Annotated in this window: 10 protein-coding genes; 9 read left to right on the forward strand and 1 reads right to left on the reverse strand. The window is 62.9% G+C overall.

What is annotated here, in order from left to right; all coding sequences use genetic code 11:
* Positions 1-28 precede the first annotated feature (28 nt).
* From KBB36_RS01670 to KBB36_RS01710, 9 genes are all read left to right on the forward strand, one after another.
* Entirely contained in the window at positions 29-1,321 is a 1,293-nt protein-coding gene (locus KBB36_RS01670) for a serine hydrolase (RefSeq protein ID WP_290975946.1), read from the forward strand.
* Between the two features lie 148 nt (positions 1,322-1,469).
* Positions 1,470-2,711 (forward strand): branched-chain amino acid ABC transporter substrate-binding protein, encoded by a 1,242-nt coding sequence (locus tag KBB36_RS01675; protein ID WP_290975949.1) that lies wholly within the window; start codon positions 1,470-1,472, stop codon positions 2,709-2,711.
* Between the two features lie 146 nt (positions 2,712-2,857).
* Entirely contained in the window at positions 2,858-3,808 is a 951-nt protein-coding gene (locus KBB36_RS01680; protein ID WP_290975952.1) for a branched-chain amino acid ABC transporter permease, read from the forward strand.
* A 3-nt stretch (positions 3,809-3,811) separates the two neighbouring features.
* A complete protein-coding gene (locus KBB36_RS01685) occupies positions 3,812-5,098 on the forward strand; it encodes a branched-chain amino acid ABC transporter permease (RefSeq protein ID WP_290975955.1) in 1,287 nt (428 codons plus the stop codon).
* Positions 5,099-5,100: 2 nt separating this feature from the next.
* Positions 5,101-5,862, forward strand: coding sequence for an ABC transporter ATP-binding protein (locus KBB36_RS01690; RefSeq protein WP_290975957.1), 762 nt, complete (start codon positions 5,101-5,103; stop codon positions 5,860-5,862).
* A gap of 2 nt (positions 5,863-5,864) precedes the next feature.
* Positions 5,865-6,572 carry an ABC transporter ATP-binding protein gene (locus tag KBB36_RS01695; protein WP_290975960.1) on the forward strand — a complete coding sequence of 236 codons (708 nt, stop codon included), beginning with the start codon at positions 5,865-5,867 and terminating at the stop codon, positions 6,570-6,572.
* 67 nt (positions 6,573-6,639) lie between these two features.
* Positions 6,640-7,776, forward strand: coding sequence for a hypothetical protein (locus KBB36_RS01700; RefSeq protein WP_290975962.1), 1,137 nt, complete (start codon positions 6,640-6,642; stop codon positions 7,774-7,776).
* Positions 7,777-7,841: 65 nt separating this feature from the next.
* Positions 7,842-8,813 carry an SPFH domain-containing protein gene (locus tag KBB36_RS01705; protein WP_290975964.1) on the forward strand — a complete coding sequence of 324 codons (972 nt, stop codon included), beginning with the start codon at positions 7,842-7,844 and terminating at the stop codon, positions 8,811-8,813.
* Positions 8,810-9,262, forward strand: a complete 453-nt coding sequence (locus KBB36_RS01710; protein WP_290975968.1) for an NfeD family protein — start codon at positions 8,810-8,812, stop codon at positions 9,260-9,262. The genes KBB36_RS01705 and KBB36_RS01710 overlap by 4 nt, the downstream gene beginning before the upstream one ends.
* On the opposite strand, the gene sugE is transcribed toward KBB36_RS01710, so the two are convergent.
* The gene (gene sugE / locus KBB36_RS01715; protein ID WP_290975971.1) at positions 9,240-9,560 is read right to left on the reverse strand and encodes a quaternary ammonium compound efflux SMR transporter SugE; all 321 of its coding nucleotides are present in this window, start codon (positions 9,558-9,560) and stop codon (positions 9,240-9,242) included. The genes KBB36_RS01710 and sugE overlap by 23 nt on opposite strands.
* Positions 9,561-9,665 lie beyond the last annotated feature (105 nt).

Here is a 9,665-nt window from a genome sequence, read left to right on the forward strand (position 1 = left end):
AATGAAACGCCACCTGGGAGGATACAAGATGCTGCGTCATGTCGCGCTGCGTGCGTATGCTGTCGCCTTAACGTCAATCCTTTCGCTTACGCTGCCAGGGCCATCCGCCTTTGCCGCCGATCTGCCGCGCGAACAGCCGGAAGCTTTGGGCTTCTCTTCCGCCCGCCTGGGCAAGATCACCACGCGGCTGAAAGATGATGTGGCCAAGGGCACCATGCCCGGCGCCGTGCTGCTGATCGCGCGCCACGGCAAGGTGGCGTATTACGAAGCCTTCGGGCAGCAGGATCCGCAGGCCAAGATCCCGATGGCCAAGGACAGCATCTTCCGCATCTATTCGATGACCAAGCCGATCACCTCGGTGGCGGCAATGATGCAGGTGGAAGAAGGCAAGCTCACCCTGGCTGACCCGCTGGCGCGCTATGTGCCCAGCTTCAAGGACAGCAAGCTTCTGGTGGAAAAACCCGATCCGGCCGATGCGCAGAAAAAGCTGGTTGAGCTGGTGCCAACACGGCCGATCACGTTGCAGGACCTGTTCCGCCACAGCGCCGGCATCACTTATGGCTTCTTCGGCGACACGGCGCAGAAACGCGCCTATCGCGATAGCGGCGCGCTGGCTGGCGATTACGACAATGCCGAATTCGCCGACCGCATCGCCAAGCTGCCGCTGGGCTATGCCCCCGGCACGACCTGGGATTACGGTTATAACACCGACATCCTGGGCCGTGTGGTGGAAGTGGCCGATGGCGCCAAGCTGGGCCAGGTGTTTGAAAAGCGCCTGTTCAAGCCGCTGGGCATGAAGGATACCAGCTTCTATGTCACCGATGCGGCGAAGCAGAAGCGCATCGCCGAGCCTTTTGCCAATGACCGCAATTTTGGCGCCGGGGCTGATTTCAGCGAGCCGCGCCAGCCGGGCAAATTTGAATCCGGCGGCGGCGGCCTGGTCAGCACCGCGATGGATTATGCCCGCTTCCTGCAAATGCTGCTCAACAAGGGCAGCCTGGATGGCCGGCGCTATCTCAGCCCGGCCACCATCACCACCATGACCAGCGACCATATGGGCGCCATGGTGAAGCCCGGCCCGTTCTACCTGCCGGGCGTCGGCTACGGTTTTGGCCTCGGCTTTGCGGTGCGCCAGCAGGATGGTCTGTCGCCGATGGCCGGCTCGGCCGGCGAATATAACTGGGGCGGCGCCGGTGGCACCTATATGTGGGTTGATCCGAAGCAGAATCTGTTTGTGGTTTACATGATGCAGTCGCCCAGCCAGCGCGTGGCCTATCGTGCGCTGCTGCGCGACATGGTTTACGCCGCCATCGTCAAGTGAAACGCGGAGAAAATCTGACACAACGATAGAGCGGCGTTTCAGCATCAACGGTATTTCCTGCCAACGCGCAGGGGATCGGCGACCGCGCCCAGCGGAATGGATTCCGGGGTGCCAGCGCCGCAGCATAAAAAACGGGATGGAGGAAACTATGGCAGTTCGTTACGGTGTGCCGGTGATGGCGGCTCTGGCGCTGGGCGTGTTCGCCGCGCCAGCTTTTGCGCAAGTGAAAATCGCCTATATCGATCCGCTATCGGGCGCCATGGCGCCGATTGGCGAAGGCGGCGTGAAACATTTCAACTTCATGATCGAGCGCATCAACGCCAAGGGCGGCGTGAATGGCCAGAAGCTGGAATTGGTCACCTATGACAACAAGCTGAGCCCGCAGGAAAGCATCCTGGCAGCGCAGAAGGCGATTGATGCCGGCGCCCGTATCATCACCCAGGGCAACGGCTCGGGCGTGGCGGCGGCGCTGATCGATTTCGTCAACAAGCATAACGAGCGCAATCCCGGCAAGGAGGTGGTGTATCTCAATTATGCCGCCGTGGACCCGGCCTTCACCAATGACAAATGCAGCTACTGGCATTTCCGCTGGGATGCCCATGCCGATGTGAAGATGGCGGCGCTGACCGGCTATATGAAGAACAATCCGAAGATCAAGAAGGTTTACCTGATCAACCAGGATTACTCCTTCGGCCAGGCGGTGCGCAAATCCGCCAACGAGATGCTGAAGGCGAAGCGGCCGGATATCCAGGTGGTGGGCGACGAATTGCACCCGCTGGCCAAGGTGACCGATTTCTCGCCCTATATCGCCAAGATCAAGGCCAGCGGCGCCGATAGTGTGATCACCGGCAATTGGGGCTCGGATATCTCGCTGCTGCTCAAGGCCGCCGCCGATGCCGGCTTGCAGGTGGATTGGTACACCTATTATGCCGGTGGCGCCGGTGGCCCGACCGCGATCAAGCAGACCGGCCTGAAGGACCGGGTTTATACCATCGTGGAAGGCGGCCCGAATCACATGGAAGCGGCCAACCAGGCTTTTGAGGAAGAATTCCGCAAGAAGGCCAATATGGGCGTGTGGTATCCGCGCGTGCGCAATCAGATGGAAATGCTGGCGACGGCGATGAACCAGGCCAAGTCAAACGATCCGAAGGTGTTTGCCGAGAAGCTGCGCGGCATGAAATATACCAACATCTACGGTTCGGCCACCTACATGCGCGCCGAGGATCACCAGTTCTTCCAGGACATGTTCATTGAGGTGTTCACCCCGATTGCCGAAGCCAAGCTGAAATATGACGAGGAAAATACCGGCTGGGGCTGGAAAACCGTTGCCACGGTGAAGATGGCCGATACCGACGTGCCGACCACCTGCAAGATGGCGAAGCCGAGCTGATAGAAGCCAAGGGCAGCGGGGCGGCGCCATGCCGCCCCGCCAGTCCAGACCGTTCGACAAGCCGCAGCATGGCAGCTTGTCCAACGACCTGGCAAAATCCGGGCACCGTAAACTGGGCGCCAAAAACTAGGCGAGGGGGAAGTAACTTGCTTGAACTGGTGTTGTTCTCGACCTTGAACGGCGTGCTCTATGGCATGCTGCTGTTTCTCCTCGCCAGCGGCCTGACGCTGATTTTCTCGATGATGGGCGTGCTGAATTTCGCCCATGCCAGCTTCTACATGCTGGGCGCCTATTTCGGCTTCCAGATCAGCCAATGGCTGAATTTCTGGGCGGCGCTGATCGTGGCGCCGGTGCTGGTTGGCCTGATCGGCGCCGGCATCGAGCGCTGGGGCCTGCGCACGGTGCATAAATGGGGCCATGTGGCGGAATTGCTGTTCACCTTCGGCCTGGCCTTTGTGATCGAGGAACTGGTGCAGATGATCTGGGGCAAGCTGCCGGTGGATTATCGCGTGCCGGCGCTGCTGGATTTTCCCGCCTTCACCCTGTTCGGCACCACCTATCCGGCCTTCCGCATGTTCATGCTGCTGATCTCGGTGGCGATTTTCCTGGTGCTGCTCACCATCCTGACCCGCTCGCGCATCGGCCTGGTGATCCAGGCGGCGCTGAGCCATCCGCAGATGGTGGCGATGCTGGGCCATAACGTGCCGCGGGTTTTCATGATGGTGTTCGGCTTCGGCTGCGGCCTGGCCGCCATTGCCGGGGTGATTGCCGGCCCGGCTTTGGTGACCCAGCCGAGCATGGCGCATGTGCTCGGCCCGATCCTGTTTGTGGTGGTGGTGTTCGGCGGCCTGGGCTCACTCTCCGGCGCCTTCATCGCCTCCTTGCTGATCGGCCTGGTGCAGACCTTCGCCATCGCCATCAATTATTCGCTCGGCGAGGCGCTCAGCCTGCTGGGCATGACGCGGCCGATGCAGGGTTTCCTCAGTGATCTATGGCAGGTCACGGTGGCGCAGATCGGGCCGATCATTCCCTATCTGATGCTGGTGCTGATTCTGATCTTCCGGCCAACCGGCCTGATGGGCACGCGGGAGACCTGAGCCATGACCAGCCAAAGCAGCAGCGCCATCAAGCAATCTGGCGTCAATTACGTCGGCTATGCCATCTGGGGCCTCACCGCCATCGCCTTCCTGCTGGCGCCGAAAGTGTTCACTTCCGGCGCCGCCATCACCACGATGAGCATGATGGGGATCATGATCATCTTCTCGCTCAGCTATAACATGCTGCTGGGCCAGACCGGCATGCTGTCCTTCGGCCATGCGGTGTATTACGGCCTGGGCGGTTTTCTCACCGTGCATGCCATGAACACATTCGCCGCCGCCAAGCTGGCGATTCCGCTGCCCCTGCTGCCGCTGGCCGGCGGCGTCACCGGGCTGATCTTCGGCATCATCTTCGGCGCCGTCTCCACCCGCCGCGCCGGCACCGCCTTTGCCATGATCTCGCTCGGCCTGGGCGAATTGATCGCGTCGATGTCGCTGATCCTGCGCGGCTTTTTCGGCGGCGAGGAAGGTGTGACCGCCAACCGCACCAAGCTGCTGCGCCTGTTCGATATCAGCTACGGGCCGCAGATCCAGGTTTATTACCTGATCGCGGTGTGGTGTTTCCTGTGCATGGTGCTGATGTTTGCCTGGACCCGCACGCCGCTGGGCCGCATGTGCAACGCAGTGCGCGAGAATCCGGAACGCGCCGAGTTTGTTGGCTATTCCACACAGATGGTGCGGTTCATCACCTTCTGCGCCGCCGGTTTCTTCGCCGGCATCGCCGGTGGCCTGGCGGCGATCAATTTTGAACTGATGAACGCCATCAACGTTTCCGGCGCGCAATCCGGCGTGGTGCTGCTGATGACCTTCATCGGCGGGGTTGGCCATTTTGCCGGGCCGATCCTGGGCGCCGTGCTGGTGACCTTGCTGCAAACCTTCCTCAGCGACCTGACCGGGGCCTGGATGCTGTATTTCGGCCTGCTCTTCATCACCATGGTGATTTTTGCGCCGGGCGGCATTGCCGGCCTGATCCTGATGCACGAGCCGCTGATCCGGCGCGGCAGCATCGGCCATGTGCTGCCGGCCTATGGCGCCATCCTGGTGCCGGCTTTGCTCGGCCTCTGCGGCCTGTCGCTGCTGATCGAGGTGGCGCATCATCAACTGGTGAAAACCGCTACCGAAGGCCCGGCGATGAAATTCTTCGGTGTGGCCTTCGCCTCCAACACAATACCGCCCTGGATCGCCGCGCTGGCGCTGATCGTTTTCGGCCTGTGGCTCGGCCGCCGGCTGGCGCCGATGGTGATACGCGGCTGGGCCGCCGCCACCGCCACCACCGGCAAGGGGGCCTGAACATGACCGCCATCGCACTTTCGTTGCAGGACCTGCATAAGAGCTTCGGCGCCACGCCGATCATCCGCGGCGTGTCGCTGGATATCCGCCAGGGCGAGCGCCACGCCATCATCGGGCCGAATGGCGCCGGCAAATCCACCTTGTTCCATCTGATCTCCGGCCGCTTCCCGCTCACCGCCGGGCGCATTGCGCTCAAGGGCGAGGATATCACCGGGCGCAAGCCGTTTGAGATCAACCGGCGCGGCCTGAGCCGTTCATTCCAGGTCACCAACATCTTTCCGCGCCTCACGGTGTTTGAGAATGTGCGTTGCGGCGTTTTGTGGTCGCTCGGCTATCGCTATTCCTTCTGGCACAATGTGCGCAAGCTGAAGGATGCCAACGAACAGGCCCAGGCTGTGCTGGAACGTATCGGCCTGGGCAACAGGCGCGACATCCTGGCCGGCGTGCTGACCTATGCCGAGCAACGCGCCTTGGAAATCGGCATCACCATTGCCGGCGGCGCCGATGTGATCATGCTGGATGAACCCACCGCCGGCATGAGCAGGTCGGAAACCGACCATGCTGTGGCGCTGATCAAGCGCATCTCGGAAGGCCGCACCCTGATCATGGTGGAGCACGACATGGGCGTGGTGTTTGACCTGGCCGACCGGATCAGCGTGCTGGTTTACGGCCAGATCATCGCCAGCGACGCCCCGGCGGCGATCCGCAGCAACAAGGCGGTGCGCGAAGCCTATCTCGGCCAGGCGCTGGAAGCGGAGCATTGATCATGAGCCAGACTTTGCTCGAAGTGCGCGACCTCAATGCCTATTACGGCAAGAGCCATATCCTGCATGGTGTCAGCTTTGATGTGCGCGAGGGCGAGATTGTCTCGCTATTGGGCCGCAACGGCGTTGGCCGTTCCACCACGATCAAGGCGATCATGGGCGATGTGCAGCCGCATGGTTCGATCCGCTTCAAGGGCCAGGAGATTGTTGGCCGCAAGCCGCATGAAATCGCCCATCTCGGCCTCGGCTACGTGCCCGAGAACCGCGACATCTTTCCCGGCCTGACGGTGCGCGAGAATCTCTATCTCGGCCAGAAACACGCCAAGAAGACCGGGCGCTGGAGCATCCAGGACATGTACGACATCTTCCCGCGCCTGGCCGAGCGCGCCGAGGCGCCGGGCGGTGTGCTGTCGGGCGGCGAACAGCAGATGCTGACCATGTGCCGCACCCTGATGGGCGATCCCGATCTGGTGATGGTGGACGAGCCGACCGAGGGCCTGTCGCCGATGATGGTGGAACATGTTGGCAAATTGCTGGTGCGCATCGCCGAACGCGGCGTGGCCATCCTGCTGGTGGAGCAGAAGCTGACCATCGCGCTGAAAATCTCGCAGCGGCTTTATGTCATGGGCCACGGCCAGATGGTGTTTGAAGGCACGCCGGCACAATTGCAGGCCGATGCCGCCACCCGCAAGGAATGGCTGGAGGTTTAATAGGGCGCTTGATTTTCCCGTAAATGGAAAGGATGCTCACTTTCTTAACCGAGTGAGCCATCCGATCATGCGCCCTTTATCCGCCCTGCTGCCGGTTCTGCTGCTGACAGCTTGCGTCACCACCGACAACAGCGCCAGCGACGAAGCCTTTCGCAATGGCCTCAGCGCCATGGCACAGCAGCGTTATGAAGCGGCGGTCAGCAACATGGATGCCGTGCTGGCAAGCCACCCGGCACAATTGCGCCAGGCCCAGGCCGCCACTTTTCGCTGCCTGGCGCTGGCCAAGCTGCCAAACACCGCCCAGGCCGAAACCGCCTGCCGGACCGTGGCGCAGCAACTGGCCGGCCAGCGCGGCAATGAATTGCGCAGCCTGCAAGTGCAGGCACGTTGGGCGCTGGCCGATCTGCGCCGGGCGCAGCAGCCGGCCGAAGCCCTGGCCGAAGCGCGGGCGATTGCCGCTGAATTCGGCAACGAAGCTAATCCGGCGCTGCGCCATGCGGCGGCGATGGTGCAGTTTGTCGGCGTGGCCATCCTGATCCGGCAAAACCAGGATGCCGAGGCTGCTGCCTGGATCGACCGGATCGAAGCCGCCGGCTGGCTGGAACCGGATGGCATCAATAGCAGCACCATGGCGGCACGGCTGGCGGCCGAACTGCCCTATATGCGCCTCGCCCTGGCACTACGCCAGCGCAATGCAGCGCAGATCGTTGCCGTGGCGGAGCGCTACCGCGCCGGTTTGCTGCCGGGTGGCGACATTGCCCGCCGCGATGCCGCCACCATGTTGCTGCTGCCGCTGGCCTATGGCCGCATGATGCAGGCGGATCAGCGTGGCCTGGATGCGGCGCTGGAACGATTCTTTGCCGAGATCGAAAGCATCCCGGGGGCGCCAAGGCCGGGCTTTGCGCCAAGCGCGCTTCGGCTGGCCGATCCCTGGGCCGGCTATCTGCTCTATGACGGCATCCCGAAGCCGATGCGCGAGCGGCTGGAACAGGCCGGGCTGGGGCGCGGCTTTTTCGATGCCGGCCTGATCGCCATGCAGGGCGGCAACCAGCAGCAGGCGGCCGAACATCTCGACCGCATCGCCGCCGCTTTGCGCCGGGAAGATCATCCCACCGCCAACGAGCTGGCCAACCGGCTGCTGCGGATACGCCGCGCCCTGCTGCTGCAAGCCTCGCCGCCGCCGGCAGCGCGCATGCAAGGCTGACGGCTTGCAAAGCCCTGGCAACATGCCAATGTGATGGAAGCAATCGCCGCAACCAAGGAAATCCCATGGAAATCTCCGCCGGGCTGATCGTTGCCATCATCCTGCTGGCCCTGGTGGCCGTTACGGTCTTTGCCGGCGTCAAGACCGTGCCGCAGGGCCAGCAATGGACCGTGGAGCGGCTGGGCAAGTATATCCGCACCCTCACCCCGGGCCTGTCGATTATCATCCCCTATATCGACCGCATCGGCCGCAAGCTGTCGCTGATGGAAACCGTGCTCGACATTCCGAGCCAGGAAGTCATCACCCGCGACAATGCCACCGTCACCGCCGATGGCGTGGTGTTCTTCCAGGTGCTTGATCCGGTGAAGGCGGCCTATGAGGTGCAGGACTTGCTGTTTGCCCTGTCCAGCCTGGCGATGACCAATGTGCGCTCGGTGATCGGCGCCATGGATTTGGACGAAGTGCTGTCGCAGCGCGACCAGATCAACCGCCGCCTGCTCTCGGTGGTGGATCAGGCCACTTTGGCCTGGGGCATCAAGGCGACGCGCATCGAGTTGCGCAACATCCAGCCGCCGCAGAACCTGCTTGATTCAATGGCCAAGCAGATGACCGCCGAACGCGAGAAACGCGCTGAAATCCTCACCGCCGAAGGCGCCAAACAGGCCAGCATCCTGCGCGCCGAGGGCGCCAAACAGGCCGCCGTGCTGGAAGCCGAAGGCCGCATGGAAGCCGCCAAGCGCGATGCCGAGGCGCGTGAGCGGCTGGCCGAGGCGGAAGCCAAGGCAACCCAGATGGTGAGCCAGGCCATTGCCGACGGCAATGTGGCGGCGATGAACTACTTCGTGGCGCAGAAATATGTTGAGGCATTCAGCAAATTTGCTGAAAGCCCGAACCAGAAGCTGGTTTTCATGCCGATGGAAGCCACCGGTCTGCTCAGCAGCCTGGGCGGCATCGGCGAATTGGCGAAACAGGCTTTTGGCAGCGAAGCGGCGGCCAAGCCTGTGCCACGCCCCTGGGGCGGCGGCAGCACGCCATGAGCCTGCCTTTTGCACTTGAACCCTGGCATTGGCTGGCGCTGGGCGTGGCCTTGGCCGGGCTGGAAATCCTGCTGCCCGGCGCGGTGCTGATCTGGTTTGGCGCCGCCGCCTTCTGTGTTGGCGGCCTGCTCTGGCTGCTGCCTGATCTGAGCAGCGCGGCGCAATTCGGCAGTTTTGCCGTGTTGGCGCCGCTCTGCCTCGGACTCGGCCTGTGGCTGCGCAAGCGCGGCGCAGCGGCCAATCCCGAGGCAGTGGTGAACCAGGGCGCGGCCCGGCTGATCGGCCAGCGCGGCCGGCTGGAAGGCGCGCTGGAAAACGGCCATGGCGAAATGCGGCTGGGCGACACGGTCTGGCCGGTGCGCGGCCCGGATCTGCCGGCCGGCAGCATCGTGCAGGTGATCGGCGCCGAGGGTGCGCTGTTGCTGGTTACGCCGGCGCCGCCAGCTTGAGGCCGATGATGCCGGCCACGATCAGGCCGATGCAGCCGAGCCGCAGCCAGTCGGCGCTTTCACCAAACAGCCAGATGCCGAGCAAAGCCGTGCCCACTGTGCCGATGCCGGTCCAGATCGCATAGGCCGTGCCGAGCGGCAGGCTTTTCAGCGCCAGGCCAAGCAAAGCCAGGCTGACGATCATGGCGCCGATGGTGAGCAGACTGGGCATAAGCCGGGTGAAGCCGGCGGTGTATTTCAGGCCAACGGCCCAGCCGATTTCGGCCAGGCCAGCCAGGAACAGGAGAATCCATGCCATGGGAAGGCTCGTTCGCTGTGACGGGCCGTCCCATCGGTATTTGGGGGAGCGGCCGGGTCGTCCCGGCGCCAGTTTTATTTAGGCTGGCGGCACTGAATTTTCAAG

This window comes from Ferrovibrio sp. (genome assembly GCF_017994015.1).
GTDB lineage: Bacteria > Pseudomonadota > Alphaproteobacteria > Ferrovibrionales > Ferrovibrionaceae > Ferrovibrio.

Bases quoted from the DNA above. Each gene is read 5' to 3' on its own strand.
- KBB36_RS01670 (WP_290975946.1), top strand. From the start codon at position 29: ATGCTGCGTCATGTCGCGCTGCGTGCGTATGCTGTCGCCTTAACGTCA.
- KBB36_RS01675 (WP_290975949.1), top strand. From the start codon at position 1,470: ATGGCAGTTCGTTACGGTGTGCCGGTGATGGCGGCTCTGGCGCTGGGC.
- KBB36_RS01685 (WP_290975955.1), top strand. From the start codon at position 3,812: ATGACCAGCCAAAGCAGCAGCGCCATCAAGCAATCTGGCGTCAATTAC.
- KBB36_RS01690 (WP_290975957.1), top strand. From the start codon at position 5,101: ATGACCGCCATCGCACTTTCGTTGCAGGACCTGCATAAGAGCTTCGGC.
- KBB36_RS01695 (WP_290975960.1), top strand. From the start codon at position 5,865: ATGAGCCAGACTTTGCTCGAAGTGCGCGACCTCAATGCCTATTACGGC.
- KBB36_RS01700 (WP_290975962.1), top strand. From the start codon at position 6,640: ATGCGCCCTTTATCCGCCCTGCTGCCGGTTCTGCTGCTGACAGCTTGC.
- KBB36_RS01705 (WP_290975964.1), top strand. From the start codon at position 7,842: ATGGAAATCTCCGCCGGGCTGATCGTTGCCATCATCCTGCTGGCCCTG.
- KBB36_RS01710 (WP_290975968.1), top strand. From the start codon at position 8,810: ATGAGCCTGCCTTTTGCACTTGAACCCTGGCATTGGCTGGCGCTGGGC.
- sugE (WP_290975971.1), bottom strand. From the start codon at position 9,560: ATGGCATGGATTCTCCTGTTCCTGGCTGGCCTGGCCGAAATCGGCTGG.